The following is a 21,819-nucleotide window of genomic DNA, read 5'->3' as shown; positions in this document are numbered from 1 at the left end:
AGTACCTCCTTTACCGATTATTTTTTCTTGTTAGCTACAGTCTTACGAGGACCTTTGCGTGTACGAGCGTTGTTTTTCGTGTTTTGTCCGCGAACTGGAAGACCACGGCGGTGACGAAGACCACGGTAGCAACCGATCTCCATTAGACGTTTGATGTTAAGTGAAACTTCACGACGAAGGTCACCTTCAACTTTTAGTTTGTCAATGATATCACGGATTTTGTTAAGTTCATCTTCCGTCAAGTCACGAACACGAGTATCTTCAGAAACACCAGCTTCTGCCAATACTTTTTGTGCAGTAATTTTTCCGATACCAAAAATGTATGTTAAAGATATTACTACGCGTTTTTCACGTGGAATATCCACACCAGCAATACGTGCCATCTATATGCGCACCTCCTTATTATTAACCTTGTTTTTGTTTATGTTTAGGGTTTTCACAGATAACCATAACTTTCCCACGTCTGCGGATAACTTTGCATTTTTCGCAGATAGGTTTAACAGATGGTCTAACTTTCATTATCCTAACCTCCTTGATAGTACGGAGTGCAATCAGATTATTTAAAGCGGTAAGTGATTCTTCCGCGAGTCAAGTCATATGGAGATAACTCAACCGTTACTTTATCACCAGGTAAAATGCGGATAAAATGCATACGAATTTTACCAGAAACGTGAGCCAATACAGTATGACCATTTTCTAATTCTACCTTAAACATGGCGTTCGGCAAAGTTTCAGTGATTGTGCCTTCAATTTCGATTACATCGTCTTTAGCCATCGAATAAATTCTCCCTTCATTTTAAAATGCGAAATACTTTAAACTAAATATAGCAAAGTGTAGTTCTCTCTTTTGTAACACGATCGGTGTACATCAACTACTCTGAACTGCTCTATAATATACTAATTCGTCATATAACTGCAACTAATTGATTATAACACAATGTTAAACCTTCGTCCGCTAATAATGACAAATTAATAATAAAAATTATAAACTTCCATCAGAATCGACCAATGTGACCACCAACACAGCTAATATTGCTTTTACACTCCGTTATAAAGCTATATTAAAAGTAATATTTCTTGCTAACAGGGTAATATAAAAACACTAGCAACGTGCTAACTGCGGCTGTTTCACTGCTTTTGTTAATTACTGCAAAAAAAATAGCATGGACACTTCTTCAAGAGTCTAACCGTATTTTTCGCATCACATACACAATCGCTACATGAAATGCCGTAAAGATCTTCGCATTCCGATATTAAAATAAAGAGGGATTACCGATTGCGCACACCTGGTCCTATACCTTATGTCCATAATAGAAAGAATAATAGTTACCTTCTTCACTACTAGATAAAAAAGCAATTCAAGCGGAGCTACCATGAAATCCAAAATACTCTGCACCAATTATCATAAATTGATTATTCTTCTAACTCACATAAACATTAAAATTCATATTTATGCTTTATTTGTTACAGATATAACCATAGGAATTATTATACCTTTTGAAAAAAGGAAATGCATCATGTTTAGGAATAAACTCCTTAGCCATTTCATCCCAATTCTTCTATTTTATTCTCTGATTTAAGTCCATGCTAGATTCAGATTAGTCTAAGCAAAAGTGTTTTATGAATTTAGGATTACTTAAGAGTACTTAGTAATTCATCCAGATCTGAGAATACTTTTGAAATATCTTGTTGGCCATTGAAGTTTTTCAAGTAGCCTTTTGACTCATAAAAATCAAGTAATGGTTGAGATTGTTTGATGTTAACATCCAAACGGTTTTTGACAGTAGCTTCATTATCATCTGCGCGTTGATATAACTCACCGCCACAGCGATCGCATGTATCTTCTTTAGCAGGCGGGTTAAACACCAAATGGTATGTCGCTCCGCAAGACTTACAAATACGGCGTCCTGTCAGTCTTTCCATTAATATTTCTTGATCGACTTGAACATTGATTACATAATCAAGTCTTTTTTCTAAATCAGACAAAATGGATTCTAAAGCTTCAGCTTGTGGAACAGTACGAGGGAATCCGTCTAGAAGAAAACCCTTTTCACAATCATCCTTACTAAGTCTTTCGCGAACGATCCCGATAGTAACTTCATCAGGAACCAATTCACCTTTATCCATAAATGATTTTGCTTTTAGTCCAAGCTCTGTTTCATCTTTCATTGCAGCACGGAACATATCACCAGTTGAGATATGAGGGATGCCATATTTCTCGACAATCTTCTCGGCTTGTGTACCTTTGCCTGCGCCAGGGAGCCCCATTAAGACTAAATTCATGCGTATTCCCCCCTAAATAAAGTCTTGCACATAAAATTCAAGGGACAAGAGTCCCCTAAAATTATATGTTATTTTATAAATCCTTTATAGTGACGTTTAACTAGTTGGGATTCTAACTGCTTCATTGTTTCCAGTGCAACACCGACTACGATTAGTAGACTCGTTCCACCAATTTGCGCAGATTGCGGTAACCCGGCAATGTTGATAAAGAACACTGGAAGAATGGCAATAACAGCCAAGAATAATGCACCGACTAATGTTAAACGGTAAAGAACACGAGTCAAATATTCTTGCGTACTTTTTCCTGGTCTGATACCTGGAATGTATCCACCTTGCTTTTTCAAGTTCTCTGAAACTTGTTCAGGATTAACTTGGATAAAAGCATAGAAATAAGTGAATGCAAGAATTAATACTGTATAGATAACCATTCCAATAGGATGCGTGTAGTCGAATACTTTTTGTATCCAAGTTGTTACAGCATTTTGCTCAAAGAATGATGCGATTGTTCTTGGAGTAACCAAGAATGAAACCGCGAAAATAACCGGGATAACTCCAGCAGAGTTAACCTTTAGCGGAAGATGTGTAGATTGTCCTCCAACCGAGCTGTTTCCATTTGTCATTCTTTTCGCATATTGAATTGGGATCTTTCTAAGTGCTTGCTGGATGAAGATTACTCCAACTACAAGAGCTACCACTGCAACTAGAATTAGAAGCACTGTAGCAATGCGCAAGAATAATTGATCACCAGGGTTTTCAAACTGTTGTGCATAAATTTGGTTAGCGATATTTGGAATTCCAGCAGCTATCCCAGCAAAGATGATAATAGATATACCATTACCAACACCTTTTGACGTGATTAGTTCCCCAAGCCACATCAAGAAAGCAGTTCCTGCTGTTAACACAACAGAGATTACCAAGTAGGAACTAAATCCAGGATTAGTAATCAAAGCACCACCTGCAAGGTTATTGAAACCATAAGACATTCCAAAGCCCTGAATGAAGCCTAAGACGATAGTGAAGTATCTAGTAAATTGAGTTAACTTACGTCGACCAGCATCACCTTGTTTAGACCATTCAGTGAACTTAGGTACAACATCCATCTGCAGCAAGCTGACAATGATAGATGCTGTGATATATGGCATAATCCCCATAGCAAGTATAGAAAAGTTGCTAAGCGCGCCGCCGCCGAATGTATTTAGAATACCGAAGGCACTAAAAGCATCCTGCGCTTGTAAAAACTCTGCATTTACATAAGGTACCGGTATGAAAGTACCGATACGGAATATAATCAACATTAATAGGGTGAATATGATTTTACGTCTTATTTCACCCACGCGCATAAAATTGGAGATTGTCTGAAACATTAAATCACCTCAGTTTGACCGCCGGCAGCTTCAATAGCTTCCTTTGCAGCAGAGGAGAATTTATGTGCTTTAACAGTAAGCTTTTTCTCAACTTTGCCATTTGCAAGAATCTTAATTCCTGCTTTCTCGTTGCTCACGATTCCAGTTTCGATAAGAAGTTCTGGAGTCACTTCTGCTCCATCTTCGAAACGGTTAAGAACATCAAGGTTAACAATTGCGTATTCTTTACGGTTGATGTTTGTAAAACCACGTTTTGGTAAACGACGGAATAAAGGAGTTTGACCACCTTCAAATCCTAGTCTTACACCCCCACCTGAACGTGCATTTTGACCTTTATGACCTTTACCAGCAGTCTTACCAGTACCTGAACCGATACCACGACCGACACGCTTACGTTCTTTACGAGAACCTTCTGCAGGTTTTAATTCATGAAGTTTCATATTGGCACCTCCTTATTGAAGAAGAATGATTTTTAGTTTTCTTTAACAGATACTAAATGTGATACTTTAGTGATCATGCCGCGGATAGCAGCATTATCTTGTTGTTGTACTGTTTGGTTTACTTTACGCAAACCTAACGCTTTAACTGTTTCGCGTTGGTCTTGAGGACGACCAATAACGCTTTTAGTGAGGGTAATTTCCAGTTTGTTTGCCATCTAATTTCCCTCCTTATCCTAACAGTTCTTCTACTGATTTACCACGTAACTTCGCTACGTCTTCAGCACGTTTTAATTGTTTTAAACCGTCTAAAGTTGCACGAACCATGTTAATTGGTGTGTTTGTACCTAAAGATTTAGATAGGATATCAGCAACACCAGCTAACTCAAGCACTGCACGTACTGGACCACCAGCGATAACACCAGTACCTTCAGAAGCAGGTTTTAGCAAGATTTCACCAGCACCGAAATGTCCGATAATTTCGTGTGGGATTGTTGTACCAACCATAGGTACTTCCACAAGATTTTTCTTCGCATCTTCAACTGCTTTGCGGATTGCATCTGGTACCTCTTGAGCTTTACCAGTACCAAAACCAACATTGCCGTTTTTATCTCCAACTACTACAAGTGCAGAGAAACGGAAACGACGTCCACCTTTAACAACTTTCGCTACACGGTTGATAGTAACAACGCGTTCTTCAAGTTCAAGTTTGTTTGGATCAATACTACGACTACGCATCTATTTTGTCCCTCCTTTGACTATTAAAATTCTAAGCCGTTCTCACGAGCAGCATCAGCTAAAGCTTTTACGCGACCATGATATAAATATCCACCGCGGTCAAAAACAACTGATTTAACACCTTTTTCTACAGCACGTTTAGCTACTAATTCACCGATCTTAACAGCAGCATCAAGGTTGCTAGCAGATTCTAAGTTAAGCTCTTTATCTAAAGTAGATGCGCTAGCGATTGTTACGCCATTAACATCATCAATAAGTTGAGCGTAAATGTGTTTGTTTGAACGGAACACATTTAGACGAGGACGAGCTTGAGTACCGCTTAGTTTAGAACGCACACGTGCGTGTCTTTTTTTACGGGTTTCATTCTTGTCAGCCTTCGTAATCATTCAGGTCACTCCTTTCGTTTACCTATCCGGCATTACTTACCTGTTTTACCTTCTTTTCTACGTACGAATTCGCCTTCGTAACGAATACCTTTACCTTTGTAAGGCTCTGGTGGGCGAACGTCACGGATGTTAGCAGCAAGTGCTCCAACGCGCTCTTTGCTAGTACCTTTTACAACTACTTTAGTTGCAGAAGGAACTTCGATTTCGATTCCTGCTTCTGGTTCGATCTCAACTGGGTGAGAGTAACCTACGTTAAGAACAAGTTTGTTTCCTTGTTTTTGAGCACGGTAACCTACACCGATTAGTTCAAGACCTCTTTCAAAGCCTTTAGAAACACCTTCCACCATGTTAGATAACAAAGCGCGAGTTGTTCCGTGCAATGCACGATGTTCCTTCGCATCTGAAGGACGAGTAACGTTAATCACGTTCTCTTCAACGTTGATTGCGATATCAGAGTTAAAAGTACGAGTTAATTCGCCTTTAGGACCTTTAACCGTTACAGTACTGTTATCAATAGTAACTGTAACGCCTGCTGGTACTTCGACTGGTTTTTTACCTACACGAGACATTTAGTTGCACCTCCATTCATTTAAACCTATATTACCAAACGTATGCTAAAACTTCTCCGCCAACTTGTTTAGCGCGAGCTTCTTTATCAGTAAGTACTCCTTGAGAAGTAGAAACTAGTGCGATTCCAAGACCGTTTAGTACGCGTGGTACTTCAGTTGCTTTCGCATATACGCGAAGACCAGGTTTACTAATACGTTTAAGTCCAGTAATTACACGCTCGTTGCTAGAACCGTATTTAAGAAAAATGCGGATGATTCCTTGTTTGTTATCTTCAATATATTCAACATCACGGATGAAACCTTCACGCTTCAAGATTTCAGCGATTTCTTTTTTCACATTAGAAGCAGGTACCTCTAATTTTTCGTGACGTACCATATTCGCATTACGGATTCTTGTAAGCAAATCTGCAATTGGATCTGTCATAACCATTGTTTTAACCTCCTTCCCATAATGGGGTTTTACCAGCTAGCTTTTTTCACACCAGGAATTTGTCCCTTATATGCTAATTCACGGAAACAAATACGGCAAAGCTTAAATTTACGGTACACAGAATGTGGACGTCCGCAGCGTTCGCAGCGAGTATATTCTTGTACTTTATATTTAGGCGTGCGTTTTTGTTTCGCAATCATTGACTTCTTAGCCACATTTACGCCTCCCTCTAATTAGAGATTACTTTTGGAACGGCATTCCAAATTGAGTTAATAATTCACGAGCTTCTTCATCAGTGTTAGCTGTAGTAACGATAACAATATCCATACCTCTAACTTTGTTTACTTTATCGTAATCAACTTCAGGGAAGATCAATTGTTCTTTAACACCTAGAGTGTAGTTTCCACGGCCGTCAAAAGATTTCTTAGAAACACCGCGGAAGTCACGAACACGTGGTAGAGAAACAGATACTAGTTTATCGAAAAACTCATACATGCGTTCTCCACGAAGTGTAACTTTCGCACCGATTGGCATACCTTCACGTAGACGGAAGCCTGCGATAGATTTCTTTGCACGAGTGATTACTGGCTTTTGACCAGAAATTACTGTCAATTCTTCTACTGCAATGTCCAATGCTTTAGCATTTGCAACTGCTTCACCAACACCCATGTTGATAACAATTTTCTCAAGCTTTGGAACTTGCATTACAGATTTATAGTTGAACTTGCTCATAAGAGCAGGTACAGTTTCTTTTGTGTACTTTTCTTTTAGGCGGTTCATTCATAGTACCTCCCTTCTTTTTTAAACTATTTATCTAGAATTTCACCGGATTTTTTCGCTACGCGTACTTTTTTACCATCAACAGATGTAGATCCTACACGTGTAGGTTCACCTGTTTTAGGATCGATAGGCATAACGTTGGATACATGAATAGCTGCTTCCTGGTCATTGATTCCACCTTGTGGATTCAACTGGGATGGCTTGTTGTGTTTCTTAACAATGTTTACTCCTTCAACTAGCACACGGCTCTTTTTAGGGAACGCTGCAAGAACTACACCAGTTTTGCCTTTATCCTTACCAGAGATGACCATTACTTTGTCACCTTTTTTAACATGCATCTTTTCGCACCTCCTTAAAGGCAATTGAATTTATGATTTATAGTACTTCTGGAGCTAATGATACAATCTTCATGAAGTTGTTATCGCGAAGTTCGCGAGCAACTGGTCCAAAGATACGAGTTCCACGTGGACTCTTATCATCACGGATAATTACACATGCGTTTTCATCGAAACGAATGTAAGTACCGTCTGCGCGGCGTACACCACTCTTTGTTCTTACTACTACTGCTTTTACTACGTCACCTTTTTTAACAACGCCACCTGGTGTTGCTTGTTTCACAGTAACAACGATGATATCACCGATATTAGCAGTTTTGCGGCCTGAACCACCAAGAACTTTAATAGTTAGTACTTCACGAGCACCAGAGTTGTCAGCAACTTTCAAACGTGATTCTTGTTGAATCATGTGTGTAACCTCCCTTCGGGATGAAGCTTATTCCGAACAATTAGATAATAACTGCTTTTTCTACTACTTCTACAAGACGGAAACGTTTTGTAGCTGATAATGGACGTGTTTCCATAATACGTACAACATCGCCAATTTTAGCTGTATTTTGCTCATCGTGAGCTTTATACTTTTTAGAGTATTTCACGCGTTTGCCATATAGTGGGTGTTTTTTGTACGTTTCAACAACAACAGTAACGGTTTTATCCATTTTGTCAGAAACAACACGGCCAGTATAGACTTTGCGTTGATTGCGTTCGCTCATCATACGAACCTCCTCTCACGTTATCGATTATTGACGCCGATTTCTCTTTCACGAATTACTGTTTTCATGCGAGCAATCGCTTTGCGTACTTCACGAATGCGAGCTGTATTTTCAAGTTGTCCTGTCGCTAATTGAAAGCGAAGGTTGAAAAGCTCTTCTTTTAAAGATTTAACTTTTTGTTCAATTTCTGCAGTGGTAAGGTCACGAATTTCATTAGCTTTCATTAGTTTCACCACCAATTTCTTCACGTTTTACAAACTTACATTTTACTGGAAGCTTGTGTGATGCAAGGCGAAGTGCTTCACGAGCGATCTCTTCAGAAACACCAGCAATTTCGAACATAATTTTACCAGGCTTAACAACTGCTACCCAACCTTCTGGAGCACCCTTACCGGAACCCATGCGGACTTCTAGAGGCTTTGCAGTGTAAGGCTTATGTGGGAAAATTTTAATCCAAACTTTACCGCCACGTTTCATGTAACGAGTCATCGCGATACGAGCGGATTCAATTTGACGGTTAGTAATCCAAGATGCTTCTAAAGATTGTAGACCGTATTCACCGAAAGTTACTTCTGTGCCGCCTTTTGCTTGACCGCGCATTTTTCCACGGTGTACACGACGGTATTTAACACGTTTAGGTAGTAACATTATTATTTGCCTCCTTCCTCAGTTTTCTTCTTCGTTGGAAGGATCTCTCCACGATAGATCCAAACTTTAACGCCTAATTTACCATAAGTAGTATCTGCTTCTGCTGTAGCGTAATCAATGTCAGCACGTAGAGTATGCAAAGGAACAGTTCCTTCACTATAAGACTCAGAACGAGCGATATCTGCTCCGCCTAGACGACCTGATACCATAGTTTTGATACCTTTAGCACCCGCACGCATTGAACGTTGGATAGCTTGTTTTTGAGCGCGACGGAAAGATACACGGTTTTCTAATTGACGAGCAATGTTCTCAGCAACTAGTTTTGCATCCATGTCCGCTCTTTTAATTTCAAGAATATTGATGTGTACACGTTTGCCAGTAAGTGAGTTTAAAGCTTTGCGTAAAGCTTCAACTTCTGTACCACCTTTACCGATAACCATTCCTGGTTTAGCAGTGTGAACAGTAACATTCAAACGGTTAGCAGCACGTTCGATTTCTACTTTAGAAACAGAAGCGTCGTTTAAACGTTTTGTAATGTACTCACGTACTTTAAGGTCTTCGTGTAAAAGATCAGCATAGTCTTTGCCTGCGTACCATTTAGATTCCCAATCACGGATGATCCCGACACGCAAACCGACTGGATTTACTTTTTGACCCACTGATTACCCCTCCTTCTTTTCTGATACAACGATAGTGATGTGGCTAGTACGTTTGTTGATTTGACTTGCACGACCCATCGCACGTGGACGGAAACGTTTAAGTGTTGGTCCTTCGTTAACGTATGCTTGCTCAACCACTAGGTTATTGATATCCATTTCGTAGTTATGCTCTGCATTTGCAATAGCAGACTTTAGAACTTTTTCAACGATAGGAGAAGCAGCTTTTGGAGTTAACTTCAAAATTGATACTGCTTCACCTACTTGCTTACCTCGAATTAAATCTACGACTAAACGAGCTTTACGAGGAGCAATACGAACTGTATTTGCAACAGCTTTAGCTTGCATGTGAATGCCCTCCTCTCATTAACGTCTTGTTTTCTTATCGTCACTTGCATGACCTTTGTAAGTACGGGATGGAGCGAATTCTCCAAGTTTGTGACCTACCATGTCTTCAGTGATGTAAACAGGTACATGCTTACGACCATCATAAACAGCGATTGTTTGACCGATGAATTGTGGGAAGATAGTAGAACGACGAGACCAAGTTTTGATAACTTGTTTCTTATCAGACTCACTTAATTTTTCGATCTTTGTTAGTAAATGATCATCAACAAAAGGCCCTTTTTTTAAGCTGCGACCCATGATTGAACCTCCCTTCGTGATTGTTCTACGGTTCTTATTATGAACCGTAGTTCAACCCCGTTATTTTTTACGGCTACGTACGATAAATTTATCTGATTTGTTTTTCTTCTTGCGAGTTTTAGCACCAAGAGTTGGTTTACCCCAAGGAGACATTGGTGATTTACGTCCGATTGGAGCGCGTCCTTCACCACCACCGTGTGGATGGTCGTTAGGGTTCATTACAGATCCACGAACAGTTGGGCGTTTGCCTAACCAGCGAGAGCGACCTGCTTTACCAATCTTGATTAATTCGTGTTGTTCGTTACCAACTTGACCGATTGACGCACGGCAAGTAGCAAGAACTAGACGAACTTCACCAGAATTTAAACGTACAAGTACGTATTTACCTTCTTTACCAAGTACTTGTGCAGAAGTACCTGCAGAACGAACCAATTGTCCGCCTTTACCTGGTTTTAATTCGATGTTGTGGATAACAGTACCCACTGGAATGTTAGCTAGTGGAAGTGCATTACCTGGCTTGATATCAGCCTCTGGTCCTGACATTACTTCTAAGCCAACTTCTAGATTTTTTGGTGCAAGAATGTAGCGTTTTTCACCGTCTACATAGTTGATTAACGCGATGTTAGCAGATCTGTTTGGATCATACTCAATTGTAGCAACGCGTCCTGGAATGCCATCTTTGTCACGTTTGAAATCAATCACACGATATTGACGCTTATGGCCTCCACCTTGATGACGAACAGTTAACTTACCTTGGTTATTACGGCCGCCTTTTCTGTGTAAAGGAGCAAGCAATGATTTTTCTGGAGTACTTGTAGTGATTTCACTAAAGTCAGAAGAAGTCATGTTGCGTCGACCATTAGAGGTAGGTTTGTATTTTTTAATCGCCATTTGTGTTCCCTCCTCTTCTCAGTTATATATTAAGCTTCGAAAAATTCGATTTCTTTGCTGTCAGCTGTTAGTTTAACAATTGCCTTACGACGTTTGTTAGTGTAGCCTCCGAAACGGCCCATACGCTTGAACTTACCTTTGTAGTTCATGATGTTTACTTTCTCAACTTCAACGCCAAAGATTTCTTCTACAGCATCTTTAACTTGAGTTTTGTTAGCTCTAACATCAACTTCAAACGTATATTTTTTCTCAGCCATTAAGTCAGTAGAACGTTCTGTGATAACGGGGCGCTTAATAGTATCGCGTGCATCCATTATGCAAGCACCTCCTCTACTTTTTCAACTGCTGCTTTCGTCATGATTAATTTATCATGATTTAATACATCTAATACTGTAACATCAGAAGCAGATACAACAGTGATTCCAGGGATGTTACGAGCAGATAATGCTACGTTCTCATCTAGGTCAGCTGTTACGATAAGTGCTTTCTTCTCTACAGAAAGATTACCTAAAACAGTTTTGAATTCTTTTGTTTTTGGTGCATCGAAAGCAAGGCTTTGCAATACTAAAATGCTTTCTTCTAATACTTTAGTAGAAAGTGCAGATTTGATTGCTAGTCTGCGTACCTTTTTAGGCAATTTGTAGCTGTAGCTACGTGGAACTGGTCCAAACACTGTTCCACCACCACGCCATTGCGGAGATCTGATAGAACCTTGACGTGCACGTCCTGTGCCTTTTTGGCGCCATGGCTTACGGCCACCACCAGCAACCTCAGAACGAATTTTTGTTTTATGTGTACCTTGACGTAAAGAAGCTCTTTGCATAACAACTGCTTCGAAAAGAACGTGGTTGTTAGGCTCGATACCGAATACAGAATCCTTTAATTCGATATCTCCAGCTTGAGTACCGTCTTGGTTGAATAATGCAACTTTAGGCATTCTTGTTTCCTCCTTTCCGGATTACTAATTATGCTTTAACAGCACTTTTTACTTTTAATAGAGCTTTTTTAGCTCCTGGTACGTTACCTTTAATCAATAGAAGGTTACGCTCAACATCAACCTTAACGATTTCTAGGTTTTGAACAGTTACTTGCTCTCCGCCCATGCGTCCTGGTAATGCTTTACCTTTGAATACACGGTTTGGAGCTACTGGACCCATTGAACCTGGGCGACGGTGGTAGCGAGAACCGTGAGCCATTGGCCCGCGTGATTGTCCGTGGCGCTTGATAGAGCCTTGGAAACCTTTACCTTTAGATATTCCTGTTACATCAACGATATCGCCTTCAGCGAATACGTCTACTTTGACTTCTTGACCAACTTCGTACTCTGCTAAGCTAACTTCTCGCAATTCACGAACGAAGCGCTTAGGAGCAGTGTTTGCTTTAGCAACGTGTCCTTTTTCAGGTTTGTTAGACAACTTTTCACGTTTATCTTCGAAACCGATTTGAACAGCTTCATAGCCGTCTGTTTCAACAGATTTCTTTTGAAGTACAACGTTTTGAGCAGCTTCAACTACTGTTACCGGGATAAGATCGCCGTTTTCAGCAAAAACTTGAGTCATACCAATTTTTCTTCCTAAGATTCCTTTGGTCATTTCAGTCACACCTCCTGATAGTTATATATTTATTTCAATTAAAGTTTAATTTCGATATCTACACCTGATGGTAAATCCAAACGCATTAATGAATCAACAGTTTGTGGTGTTGGGTTCACAATATCGATTAGACGTTTGTGCGTACGCATTTCAAATTGCTCACGAGAATCTTTATATTTATGAACCGCACGTAGGATTGTGTATATAGACTTTTCAGTTGGTAACGGAATAGGTCCAGATACAGCAGCACCAGAACGTTTTGCAGTTTCAACAATTTTCTCAGCAGATTGATCTAAAATCTTGTGATCATACGCTTTTAAACGGATACGGATTTTTTGTTTTGCCATTATTTTCCCTCCTTTTCGCCTATTTTAAAATAGACATTCTCCGCAGAAATTTCCCACACACTCGCCATGGCAAAGCGGCCGGGTGTGTCAGCAACCTTCTGCATCATCGCAGTCAAAGACCAACATTGTCTATTATACATAAACATTCTAAGAAAAGCAATACTTAAATTATTTTTCTTTTTACGTTTTGTACACTTTGATTATTATACAGCGACTATCGTTATATTTCAACCCATTAATGAATAGTCATAAAATTACAATCTATTCTTCAATAATTATGTAGAATAATAAATAACAAAATTACATCATATATATAGAAGAAACTAAGATCACTTTCGTTATTTCTAAATAAAAACGAGCCGGTTAGACCGGCCCGTTTATTTTAAAGGTTATTATTCAACGATTGTAGCAACTACGCCAGCGCCTACAGTACGTCCACCCTCACGGATAGAGAACTTAGTACCTTCTTCGATAGCGATAGAAGAAATCAATTCAACATCCATTTCGATGTTGTCGCCAGGCATAACCATTTCTACACCTTCAGGAAGGTTGCAGATACCAGTTACGTCAGTTGTACGGAAGTAGAACTGTGGGCGGTAGTTTGTGAAGAATGGAGTATGACGTCCACCTTCTTCTTTAGACAATACGTAAACTTCAGCTTTGAATTTTACGTGTGGAGTAATTGTGCCTGGTTTAGCCAATACTTGACCACGTTGGATATCTTCACGAGCAACCCCACGAAGAAGTGCACCAATGTTGTCACCAGCTTCAGCATAATCAAGCAATTTACGGAACATTTCTACACCAGTTACAGTAGTAGATTTTTTCTCTTCAGCAAGACCGATGATGTCTACAACGTCACCGACTTTAACTTGTCCACGCTCAACACGTCCAGTAGCAACTGTACCACGACCTGTGATTGAGAATACGTCCTCAACAGGCATCATGAATGGTTTTTCAGTGTCACGAGCTGGTGTTGGGATGTACTCATCAACTGCAGCCATAAGCTCGTTGATTTTTTCTTCCCACTCTGCTTCACCTTCAAGAGCTTTAAGAGCAGAACCTTTGATAACTGGAATGTCATCACCAGGGAACTCATACTCAGAAAGAAGGTCGCGAACTTCCATTTCAACTAGTTCAAGAAGCTCTTCGTCATCAACCATGTCACATTTGTTCAAGAATACAACTAGGTGAGGTACACCAACTTGGCGAGACAATAGGATGTGCTCACGAGTTTGTGGCATTGGACCATCAGTTGCAGAAACAACTAGGATACCGCCGTCCATTTGTGCAGCACCAGTGATCATGTTTTTAACATAGTCAGCATGTCCTGGGCAGTCAACGTGTGCATAGTGACGAGTAGCAGTTTCGTACTCAACGTGTGCAGTTGAGATTGTGATTCCACGCTCGCGCTCTTCAGGAGCTGCGTCGATTTGGTCGTAACCTTTAGCTTCCCCACCGCCTGCTTTAGCAAGTACAGTAGTGATAGCAGCTGTTAGAGTTGTTTTACCATGGTCAACGTGACCAATAGTTCCGATATTTACATGGGGCTTTGAACGATCATATTTAGCTTTTGCCATTAGGAAAATCCTCCTTTGATTTGTAAAAATTAAGTATGGGAGCTGTGATATTTATATCACAGCTTTATTGCTTACATAGTAGTTATACTTCATTGAAAAGGTAAAATCAATCATTACCCTTTATTTTTTTTGATGATCTCTTCAGAGATTGATTTTGGCACTTCTTCGTAGTGGTCAAATGTCATTGAGAACACACCACGGCCTTGTGTGCTAGAACGTAGAGTTGTAGCATATCCAAACATCTCAGAAAGTGGAACCATCGCACGAACTACTTGTGCGTTACCACGAGCTTCCATTCCTTCTACGCGTCCACGGCGAGAAGTGATGTTACCCATGATATCACCCATGTATTCTTCAGGGATGATTACTTCAACTTTCATTACTGGCTCAAGAATTACAGGGTTACATTTTGAAGCAGCATTTTTAAGTGCCATAGAAGCGGCAATTTTAAACGCCATTTCAGATGAGTCAACATCATGGTATGATCCATCAAACAATTTAGCTTTAATGTCTACCAATGGGTAACCTGCAAGTACTCCTCTTTCTAATGCATCTTCTAGACCAGCTTGAACTGGTGCGATGTATTCACGAGGAACAACACCACCGACGATAGCATTTTCGAATTCGAAGCCTTTACCTTCTTCGTTTGGAGCGAATTCGATCCAAACATGGCCGTATTGTCCGCGTCCACCAGATTGACGTGAGAACTTACCTTCAACTGCAGCAGAAGAGCGGAATGTTTCACGGTATGCAACCTGAGGAGCACCAACATTAGCTTCAACCTTGAATTCACGACGCATACGGTCTACTAAAATATCCAAGTGAAGCTCACCCATACCAGCGATGATTACTTGTCCAGTTTCCTGGTTAGTATGCGCACGGAATGTAGGATCTTCTTCTTGTAGTTTTTGTAGAGCTGTTGTCATTTTATCTTGGTCAGCTTTTGATTTTGGTTCAATAGACAATTCAATAACTGGCTCTGGGAATTCCATAGACTCTAGAATTACTAGGTTTTTGTCATCACATAGAGTATCTCCAGTTGTTGTATCTTTTAAACCAACAGCTGCAGCGATGTCTCCAGCATGTACTTCTGTAATCTCTTCACGGCTGTTAGCATGCATTTGTAGGATACGTCCTACACGCTCACGCTTACCTTTAGTAGAGTTTTGTACGTAAGAACCTGAGCTCAATGTACCAGAATAAACACGGAAGAAAGTTAATTTACCAACATAAGGGTCAGTCATAACTTTAAACGCCAATGCAGCGAATGGCTCATCATCACTTGATGGTCTTGTTACTTCTTCTTCTGAATTAGGAATTGTACCTTTAATTGCTGGTACGTCTAATGGAGAAGGCAAGTAATCAATTACTGCATCAAGCATTTTTTGAACACCTTTGTTTTTGAAGGCAGATCCACAAATTACTGGATAGAATTCAACGTTTACAGTTCCTTTACGGATTGCAGCTTTCAATTCTTCTTTAGTAATTTCTTCTCCACCAAGATATTTTTCCATTAAGTCTTCATCAAGTTCTGCTACTGCTTCAACCAATTTTTCACGGTATTCTTCAGCAAGATCTTTGTACTCTTCAGGAATTTCTCTATCTTCAATATCTGTTCCAAGGTCATTACCATAGAACGTTGCCTTCATTTCAACTAGGTCAATAATGCCTTCGAATTGATCTTCAGCACCGATTGGAAGTTGAATTGCATGAGCATTAGCTTGAAGACGGTCATGCAAAGTTTTTAATGAATAAAGGAAGTCAGCTCCGATTTTATCCATTTTGTTAACAAATACAACACGAGGTACACCGTAAGTTGTTGCTTGGCGCCAAACTGTTTCAGTTTGAGGCTCAACACCAGACTGTGCATCCAATACTGCTACAGCACCATCTAATACACGAAGAGAACGTTCAACTTCAACAGTGAAGTCTACGTGTCCTGGAGTATCGATAATGTTTACACGATTACCTTTCCATTGTGCAGTTGTTGCTGCAGATGTGATCGTGATACCACGTTCTTGTTCTTGCTCCATCCAGTCCATTTGAGATGCACCTTCGTGAGTTTCACCAATTTTGTGGATACGACCAGTATAGTAAAGTACGCGCTCAGTTGTAGTCGTTTTACCAGCATCGATGTGAGCCATGATGCCGATATTACGAGTATTTTCTAAGGAGAACTCTCTAGCCATTGGTTTTTCTCCTTCCATAAGAAAGTATTTTTTAGATTTTTGATCTTACCAACGATAGTGAGCAAACGCTTTGTTTGCTTCTGCCATTTTGTGTGTATCTTCACGCTTTTTAACTGATGCACCAGTGTTGTTAGCTGCATCAAGAATTTCGTTAGCTAATCTCTCTTCCATCGTTTTCTCACCGCGAAGACGAGCGTAGTTAACTAACCAGCGAAGACCTAAAGTAGTACGTCTGTCTGGACGAACCTCCACTGGTACTTGATAGTTAGAACCACCAACACGGCGTGCTTTAACTTCAAGTACTGGCATGATGTTCTTAAGAGCTTGATCGAATACTTCGATAGCCTCTTGTCCAGAACGTTGTGCAACGATATCAAAAGCTGAGTATAGGATAGCTTGAGATTTACCTCTCTTACCATCTATCATCATTTTGTTAATCAAACGAGATACAAGTTTAGAATTGTATATTGGATCTGGTAATACGTCTCTTTTTGCTACAGGACCTTTACGTGGCATTTGATTTCCTCCTTTCAACCAATTGTTATATTATTTGTTTATTATTTTTTTGCTGCTTTTGGTTTTTTAGTACCGTATTTAGAACGACCTTGCATACGGTTGTTAACACCAGCTGTGTCAAGAGCACCACGTACGATATGGTAACGTACCCCTGGTAAATCTTTTACACGTCCTCCACGGATTAGTACAACACTGTGTTCTTGTAGGTTGTGACCAATTCCTGGGATGTAAGCTGTAACCTCGATACCGTTAGTCAAACGTACACGAGCATATTTACGCAACGCTGAGTTTGGTTTTTTCGGTGTCATTGTACCAACACGAGTACATACCCCGCGTTTTTGAGGTGAAGATACATCAGTTTGTGTTTTTTTGAAGCTGTTATAACCTTTGTTTAACGCAGGAGACTTCGACTTCTCTTGAGCAGATTGACGAGGCTTGCGCACTAATTGGTTAATAGTTGGCATTTAATTTTCCTCCCTTCCATTTATGTTTGAAGTCCACACATCCAGGTGGTTCATATTAGGGCAAAAACAAAGTTTTCATGGTTCAAATCCATAAAAACAGTTTTTAATTATTTATGGCAACAGTTGCTGCGCCTACTTCTATACCACATGATTTGCCGAGCTTCATCATGGAATCCACAAGTATGATTGGGATGTTCGCTTCATTGGCAGCTTCAGTTACCTTTCCAATTATAAATGGATCTGCATCTTCAGCAACTACTACTTCTGCTACTTTCCCAGCCTTTAACGCTTTTACTGTTTGCTTTGTTCCTACTACTATTTTTTTGGCCTGTGATACTTTTTCATAAGACATAAGATATCCTCCAAAGCAACAGGTGAATAGGAGCACCTTTGATATAGTATCATCTATGAAAATAGATGTCAATTCTTTTCCCAAAAAAATTAAATATTACTTACAATGGACCAACAGCAAGATCTAACTTACGGTTACACTTATTAGACCTTGCCTATTGGAATTCATTGTTTTATACCAGTAAATTACTCAACTGGAACAGATTCTTCTGTTGTTTCGTCCACAGTAATTGGTTCTGCATGACGGTATCTAGGCATACCTGTACCTGCTGGAACAAGTTTACCAATGATAACATTCTCTTTCAATCCAAGCAATTCATCACGTTTACCTTTAATAGCTGCATCTGTAAGAACTCTTGTAGTTTCTTGGAATGATGCTGCAGATAGGAATGAATCAGTTTCAAGAGATGCTTTTGTAATACCTAGCAATACTGGTCTTCCAGTTGCAGGTAGTTTACCTTCTCTTAAAGCTTTTGCGTTTGCATCAGTAAATTGGTGAATATCTAATAGCGTGCCTGGCAATACTTCTGTTTCACCAGCATCAACTACGCGCACTTTACGAAGCATTTGGCGAACCATTACCTCAACGTGCTTATCTCCAATTTCAACCCCTTGCATACGATAAACTTTTTGAACTTCGCGAAGAAGATACTCTTGTACTGCAGTAACGTTCTTCACTTTAATTAATTCTTTCGGATCGATAGAACCCTCAGTCAATTCTTGACCTTGTTCAACTCTATCATCAATCTTCACTTTAAGTCTTGCAGTATATGGTGCAGTATACGTTCTTGTTTCAAGTTCACCTTGAACTACAATCTCATGCTGACGGTCTCTTCCTTCGTTGATTCCGACAATAACCCCTGCCATTTCTGTAATAACAGCCTGACCTTTAGGGTTACGCGCTTCAAAAATCTCTTGAATACGAGGTAGACCTTGTGTGATATCGTCTCCAGCAACCCCACCTGTATGGAATGTACGCATTGTCAACTGAGTTCCTGGCTCACCGATAGATTGGGCAGCAATAATACCAACTGCTTCACCAACTTCAACTTCTTGGCCAGTTGCAAGGTTGCGTCCGTAACATTTTTTACATACGCCATGGCGAGTGTTACATGTGAATGCAGAGCGAATCCACACTTCTTTAATGTCAGCAGCTACGATTTCAACAGCAAGATCTTCTGTGATAAGCTCATTTTCTGCTACAATAACTGCATTTGTTTCTGGATGTCTGATTGGTCTTCTTGCATAACGTCCAATTAGACGCTCATCCAACGGCTCAATGATTTCTGTGCCTTCTTTAAGTGCTGCAACAAGCAATCCTCTGTCTGTACCACAGTCATCATCACGGACAATGACATCTTGTGCTACGTCAACAAGACGGCGAGTCAAGTAACCAGAATCCGCTGTTTTAAGTGCTGTATCGGCAAGACCTTTACGAGCACCATGTGTTGAAATGAAGTATTCCAATACTGTTAATCCTTCACGGAAACTTGAGATGATAGGTAACTCGATAATTCTACCAGCCGGGTTGGCCATCAATCCGCGCATACCAGCTAACTGTGTAAAGTTAGATGCGTTACCACGGGCACCGGAATCACTCATCATAAAGATTGGATTTCGTTTATCCAATGATTTCATCAGTTTCGCTTGGATAACATCCTTAGCGGAACTCCAAATCGAAATTACTCTGTCATAACGCTCTTCTTCTGTGATTAGACCACGTCTGAATTGCTTCATAACATTGTCTACTTTACCTTGTGCTTCATCGATAATTTCTTGTTTTTCACCAAGAACGACGATATCTGCAACCCCAACTGTGATACCAGCTTTTGTGGAGTGTCTGAAGCCAAGATCCTTCATTCTATCAAGCATCTTAGAAGTTTCAGTGATTTTGAATCGCTTGAATACTTCCGCGATAATATTTCCAAGTATTTTCTTCTTGAACGGCTCAATGATTGGCATTGCTTGAATCGCTGCACGCACATCTGTGCCTTGCTCCACGAAGAATCTTTCTGGAGTCTTTTCTTCAAGATTAGCTTTTGTTGGTTCGTTAATGTATGGGAAAGATTCAGGAAGAATTTCGTTGAATACTAATTTCCCTACAGTCGTCAATAATAGCTGATTGTTTTGCTCTTCAGTGAATGTTTGGTTATTCAAAGAGCTTGCACGTACAGCAACACGAGTGTGTAAATGAACATAACCGTTTTGGTATGCTAACAGCGCCTCGCTCGTATCATTGAAGATCATACCTTCACCAACAGCGCCTTCTCTTTCAAGAGTCAAGTAATAGTTACCTAGAACCATATCCTGTGACGGTGTAACAACCGGTTTTCCATCCTTAGGGTTCAAGATGTTCTGAGCAGCGAGCATAAGCAATCTAGCTTCAGCTTGTGCTTCAGAAGATAATGGAACATGGACAGCCATTTGGTCACCATCGAAGTCAGCGTTATATGCTGTACAAACAAGTGGATGCAAACGGATAGCGCGACCTTCTACTAGAGTAGGTTCAAACGCTTGGATACCAAGTCTGTGCAATGTCGGTGCACGGTTAAGCAATACTGGATGCTCTCTGATAACTTCTTCTAAGACATCCCATACTTCTGGTTGTACTCTTTCGATTTTACGCTTAGCAGATTTAATGTTATGCGCCAAACCTTTTTCAACCAATTCTTTCATAACGAAAGGCTTGAATAATTCTAGTGCCATCTCTCTTGGAAGTCCGCACTGATACATTTTCAAGTTCGGTCCAACTACGATAACAGAACGACCTGAGTAGTCAACACGTTTACCCAGCAAGTTTTGACGGAAACGACCTTGTTTCCCTTTAAGCATATGAGAAAGAGATTTAAGCGGTCTGTTACCTGGTCCTGTAACCGGACGGCCACGGCGACCATTATCGATAAGCGCATCTACTGCTTCTTGAAGCATGCGTTTTTCGTTTTGAACAATGATGCTTGGAGCACCTAAATCTAATAATCTTTTCAGACGATTATTACGGTTGATTACACGGCGATATAGATCGTTAAGGTCAGATGTTGCAAAACGTCCACCATCCAATTGAACCATCGGGCGCAATTCTGGAGGAATAACAGGAAGCACATCTAGGATCATCCAAGAAGGCTCATTGCCTGAACCGCGGAATGCTTCTAGAACTTCCAGTCTTTTAATAGCACGTGTACGGCGTTGGCCTTGTGCTGTTTTCAACTCTTCTTTTAAGCCTTCTACATCCTTGTTTAAATCGATGTCTGAAAGAAGCTTTTTAATTGCCTCAGCACCCATAGATGCTTGGAATTTAACACCGTACTTGTCGCGGTAAGCGCGAAATTCTTTTTCAGAAAGAAGCTGTTTCTTTTCAAGTGCAGTATCACCTGGGTCTGTCACTACATATGAAGCAAAGTAGATAACTTCTTCTAAAGCACGTGGTGACATATCCAATACAAGACCCATACGGCTAGGGATGCCTTTGAAGTACCAAATGTGAGAAACAGGTGCTGCTAGTTCAATATGACCCATACGCTCACGGCGTACTTTAGCGCGAGTTACCTCTACACCACAACGGTCACAGACTACACCTTTATATCTTACACGCTTGTATTTCCCACAATGACATTCCCAGTCTTTTGTAGGACCAAAAATACGCTCACAGAATAAGCCGTCTTTTTCTGGTTTTAAAGTTCTATAGTTAATTGTTTCAGGTTTTTTTACCTCACCAAATGACCATGAACGGATTTTGTCCGGTGAAGCCAAACCTATTTTCATAAATTCAAAATTGTTTACATCCAACAAGGGTCCTACCTCCCTTTTGATCTTCAGGCTAAGCCCTACATACATTTGCTAATACGTGTTTAATTTAGGAAGGCTGACCCCTTTTCACTAGCGTCAGCCTCCCTCCAAAATTGCGTCAA

The 21,819-nt window shown here is 40.2% G+C and carries 32 protein-coding genes; all 32 read right to left on the bottom strand.

What is annotated here, in order from left to right; genetic code table 11:
* Positions 1–17: 17 nt before the first annotated feature.
* Complete coding sequence (gene rpsM / locus LXM54_RS25215; protein ID WP_127742447.1) at positions 18–383, bottom strand: 30S ribosomal protein S13; 366 nt, start codon at positions 381–383, stop codon at positions 18–20.
* A gap of 22 nt (positions 384–405) precedes the next feature.
* Positions 406–519 (bottom strand): 50S ribosomal protein L36, encoded by a 114-nt coding sequence (gene rpmJ, locus LXM54_RS25210; RefSeq protein WP_000868344.1) that lies wholly within the window; start codon positions 517–519, stop codon positions 406–408.
* Between the two features lie 37 nt (positions 520–556).
* A complete protein-coding gene (gene infA / locus LXM54_RS25205; RefSeq protein WP_016204578.1) occupies positions 557–775 on the bottom strand; it encodes a translation initiation factor IF-1 in 219 nt (72 codons plus the stop codon).
* An 857-nt stretch (positions 776–1,632) separates the two neighbouring features.
* Complete coding sequence (locus LXM54_RS25200; RefSeq protein WP_233318706.1) at positions 1,633–2,283, bottom strand: adenylate kinase; 651 nt, start codon at positions 2,281–2,283, stop codon at positions 1,633–1,635.
* 68 nt (positions 2,284–2,351) lie between these two features.
* Entirely contained in the window at positions 2,352–3,647 is a 1,296-nt protein-coding gene (gene secY, locus LXM54_RS25195) for a preprotein translocase subunit SecY (protein WP_233318704.1), read from the bottom strand.
* Entirely contained in the window at positions 3,647–4,087 is a 441-nt protein-coding gene (rplO, locus tag LXM54_RS25190) for a 50S ribosomal protein L15 (RefSeq protein WP_233318703.1), read from the bottom strand. The genes secY and rplO overlap by 1 nt, the downstream gene beginning before the upstream one ends.
* 32 nt (positions 4,088–4,119) lie before the next feature.
* A complete protein-coding gene (gene rpmD, locus LXM54_RS25185) occupies positions 4,120–4,302 on the bottom strand; it encodes a 50S ribosomal protein L30 (protein ID WP_233318701.1) in 183 nt (60 codons plus the stop codon).
* Between the two features lie 13 nt (positions 4,303–4,315).
* On the bottom strand, positions 4,316–4,822 hold the full coding sequence (gene rpsE / locus LXM54_RS25180; RefSeq protein ID WP_233318700.1) for a 30S ribosomal protein S5: 507 nt from the start codon (positions 4,820–4,822) through the stop codon (positions 4,316–4,318).
* Positions 4,823–4,845: 23 nt separating this feature from the next.
* On the bottom strand, positions 4,846–5,208 hold the full coding sequence (gene rplR, locus LXM54_RS25175; RefSeq protein ID WP_233318698.1) for a 50S ribosomal protein L18: 363 nt from the start codon (positions 5,206–5,208) through the stop codon (positions 4,846–4,848).
* A 32-nt stretch (positions 5,209–5,240) separates the two neighbouring features.
* Entirely contained in the window at positions 5,241–5,777 is a 537-nt protein-coding gene (gene rplF / locus LXM54_RS25170) for a 50S ribosomal protein L6 (protein WP_233318696.1), read from the bottom strand.
* Between the two features lie 31 nt (positions 5,778–5,808).
* Complete coding sequence (rpsH, locus tag LXM54_RS25165; protein ID WP_233318694.1) at positions 5,809–6,207, bottom strand: 30S ribosomal protein S8; 399 nt, start codon at positions 6,205–6,207, stop codon at positions 5,809–5,811.
* 29 nt (positions 6,208–6,236) lie between these two features.
* On the bottom strand, positions 6,237–6,422 hold the full coding sequence (gene rpsN, locus LXM54_RS25160; RefSeq protein WP_009499044.1) for a 30S ribosomal protein S14: 186 nt from the start codon (positions 6,420–6,422) through the stop codon (positions 6,237–6,239).
* 25 nt (positions 6,423–6,447) lie between these two features.
* The gene (gene rplE, locus LXM54_RS25155) at positions 6,448–6,987 is read right to left on the bottom strand and encodes a 50S ribosomal protein L5 (RefSeq protein WP_233318692.1); all 540 of its coding nucleotides are present in this window, start codon (positions 6,985–6,987) and stop codon (positions 6,448–6,450) included.
* 26 nt (positions 6,988–7,013) lie between these two features.
* Complete coding sequence (gene rplX / locus LXM54_RS25150) at positions 7,014–7,325, bottom strand: 50S ribosomal protein L24 (RefSeq protein WP_233318690.1); 312 nt, start codon at positions 7,323–7,325, stop codon at positions 7,014–7,016.
* Between the two features lie 37 nt (positions 7,326–7,362).
* Complete coding sequence (gene rplN / locus LXM54_RS25145; protein ID WP_016204567.1) at positions 7,363–7,731, bottom strand: 50S ribosomal protein L14; 369 nt, start codon at positions 7,729–7,731, stop codon at positions 7,363–7,365.
* Between the two features lie 40 nt (positions 7,732–7,771).
* Entirely contained in the window at positions 7,772–8,035 is a 264-nt protein-coding gene (gene rpsQ / locus LXM54_RS25140) for a 30S ribosomal protein S17 (protein WP_233318739.1), read from the bottom strand.
* 20 nt (positions 8,036–8,055) lie between these two features.
* A complete protein-coding gene (gene rpmC / locus LXM54_RS25135; RefSeq protein WP_003351417.1) occupies positions 8,056–8,259 on the bottom strand; it encodes a 50S ribosomal protein L29 in 204 nt (67 codons plus the stop codon).
* The gene (rplP, locus tag LXM54_RS25130) at positions 8,249–8,683 is read right to left on the bottom strand and encodes a 50S ribosomal protein L16 (protein ID WP_127742417.1); all 435 of its coding nucleotides are present in this window, start codon (positions 8,681–8,683) and stop codon (positions 8,249–8,251) included. Before rplP ends, rpmC begins: the two co-directional genes overlap by 11 nt.
* Before the next feature lie 2 nt (positions 8,684–8,685).
* The gene (gene rpsC / locus LXM54_RS25125; protein WP_127742415.1) at positions 8,686–9,342 is read right to left on the bottom strand and encodes a 30S ribosomal protein S3; all 657 of its coding nucleotides are present in this window, start codon (positions 9,340–9,342) and stop codon (positions 8,686–8,688) included.
* A 3-nt stretch (positions 9,343–9,345) separates the two neighbouring features.
* Positions 9,346–9,687: a 50S ribosomal protein L22 gene (gene rplV / locus LXM54_RS25120; protein WP_233318686.1), complete on the bottom strand. Its 342-nt coding sequence runs from the start codon at positions 9,685–9,687 to the stop codon at positions 9,346–9,348.
* Positions 9,688–9,705: 18 nt separating this feature from the next.
* Positions 9,706–9,984 carry a 30S ribosomal protein S19 gene (gene rpsS / locus LXM54_RS25115; protein ID WP_233318684.1) on the bottom strand — a complete coding sequence of 93 codons (279 nt, stop codon included), beginning with the start codon at positions 9,982–9,984 and terminating at the stop codon, positions 9,706–9,708.
* 60 nt (positions 9,985–10,044) lie between these two features.
* The gene (gene rplB / locus LXM54_RS25110; RefSeq protein ID WP_233318682.1) at positions 10,045–10,875 is read right to left on the bottom strand and encodes a 50S ribosomal protein L2; all 831 of its coding nucleotides are present in this window, start codon (positions 10,873–10,875) and stop codon (positions 10,045–10,047) included.
* A 29-nt stretch (positions 10,876–10,904) separates the two neighbouring features.
* A complete protein-coding gene (gene rplW / locus LXM54_RS25105; protein ID WP_182103050.1) occupies positions 10,905–11,192 on the bottom strand; it encodes a 50S ribosomal protein L23 in 288 nt (95 codons plus the stop codon).
* Positions 11,189–11,812 (bottom strand): 50S ribosomal protein L4, encoded by a 624-nt coding sequence (rplD, locus tag LXM54_RS25100; protein WP_233318680.1) that lies wholly within the window; start codon positions 11,810–11,812, stop codon positions 11,189–11,191. Before rplD ends, rplW begins: the two co-directional genes overlap by 4 nt.
* A gap of 28 nt (positions 11,813–11,840) precedes the next feature.
* Positions 11,841–12,467, bottom strand: coding sequence for a 50S ribosomal protein L3 (gene rplC / locus LXM54_RS25095; protein WP_233318678.1), 627 nt, complete (start codon positions 12,465–12,467; stop codon positions 11,841–11,843).
* A 38-nt stretch (positions 12,468–12,505) separates the two neighbouring features.
* Positions 12,506–12,814, bottom strand: coding sequence for a 30S ribosomal protein S10 (rpsJ, locus tag LXM54_RS25090; RefSeq protein ID WP_233318676.1), 309 nt, complete (start codon positions 12,812–12,814; stop codon positions 12,506–12,508).
* A gap of 392 nt (positions 12,815–13,206) precedes the next feature.
* The gene (gene tuf, locus LXM54_RS25085) at positions 13,207–14,394 is read right to left on the bottom strand and encodes an elongation factor Tu (RefSeq protein ID WP_233318674.1); all 1,188 of its coding nucleotides are present in this window, start codon (positions 14,392–14,394) and stop codon (positions 13,207–13,209) included.
* A gap of 113 nt (positions 14,395–14,507) precedes the next feature.
* A complete protein-coding gene (fusA, locus tag LXM54_RS25080) occupies positions 14,508–16,583 on the bottom strand; it encodes an elongation factor G (protein WP_233318672.1) in 2,076 nt (691 codons plus the stop codon).
* A 45-nt stretch (positions 16,584–16,628) separates the two neighbouring features.
* Positions 16,629–17,099: a 30S ribosomal protein S7 gene (rpsG, locus tag LXM54_RS25075; protein WP_127742395.1), complete on the bottom strand. Its 471-nt coding sequence runs from the start codon at positions 17,097–17,099 to the stop codon at positions 16,629–16,631.
* Between the two features lie 41 nt (positions 17,100–17,140).
* Positions 17,141–17,563 carry a 30S ribosomal protein S12 gene (gene rpsL / locus LXM54_RS25070; protein ID WP_233318670.1) on the bottom strand — a complete coding sequence of 141 codons (423 nt, stop codon included), beginning with the start codon at positions 17,561–17,563 and terminating at the stop codon, positions 17,141–17,143.
* Positions 17,564–17,666: 103 nt separating this feature from the next.
* A complete protein-coding gene (locus LXM54_RS25065; RefSeq protein WP_233318668.1) occupies positions 17,667–17,915 on the bottom strand; it encodes a 50S ribosomal protein L7ae-like protein in 249 nt (82 codons plus the stop codon).
* A gap of 185 nt (positions 17,916–18,100) precedes the next feature.
* The gene (rpoC, locus tag LXM54_RS25060; RefSeq protein ID WP_233318666.1) at positions 18,101–21,700 is read right to left on the bottom strand and encodes a DNA-directed RNA polymerase subunit beta'; all 3,600 of its coding nucleotides are present in this window, start codon (positions 21,698–21,700) and stop codon (positions 18,101–18,103) included.
* Positions 21,701–21,819 lie beyond the last annotated feature (119 nt).

The sequence above is a fragment of the Bacillus sp. Au-Bac7 genome (assembly GCF_021341655.1).
GTDB lineage: Bacteria > Bacillota > Bacilli > Bacillales > Cytobacillaceae > Niallia.
This window is presented reverse-complemented; position numbering and strand designations above follow the sequence as displayed.